At 32.1% G+C, this 508-nt stretch carries 1 protein-coding gene; it reads right to left on the bottom strand.

Annotated features, from left to right (window positions below; translation table 11 throughout):
• Positions 1–67: 67 nt before the first annotated feature.
• The coding region (locus BZK14_RS07895) for an SGNH hydrolase domain-containing protein (protein ID WP_216350018.1) at positions 68–508 on the bottom strand (441 nt) is incomplete at its 5' end.

Below are 508 nucleotides of genomic sequence, written 5' to 3'. Positions count from 1 at the left end.
GAATATCATAATTGCTATGACTGCATAGGCGCGTAATCCATTAATATCTGTACGAAACTGCATAAATTTATCCTTCGTTTAAATCTAGATTGTTGTTACGGTTGGATTCTATTTTATTCACCTCTTGGAAAATATATGATCCAACAAGATCTGCACCATAAGTTGATAAGTGATTATCATCACTAAAAGTAGGTTCATTATTGATTAACATACGGCAGCCCTTTTGATCGCATAAACCCATGTCAGAATCAATATAATGTAGATTTTCATATTGTTCTGCTATTTGTTTGAGCGTTTGATTGATCTTTGGCGGGTTGGCAGGAATAAATTCATCACATGTTTCCGCAAATCTTGAAAGCTCCTGTTCTGATAAACATGCATAAATATTATAATTGGGTCTTGTATATACGCCAATTATATAGATATTTGTATCAGGATTGTATTGTGCCATTGTAGAAACTACTTTAATAATCTCATTAGTATAATTATGATCTCGTTTTATGAAAGA

Origin of the sequence: Wohlfahrtiimonas larvae (assembly GCF_002006755.1) — a bacterium.
GTDB lineage: Bacteria > Pseudomonadota > Gammaproteobacteria > Cardiobacteriales > Wohlfahrtiimonadaceae > Wohlfahrtiimonas > Wohlfahrtiimonas larvae.
This window is presented reverse-complemented; position numbering and strand designations above follow the sequence as displayed.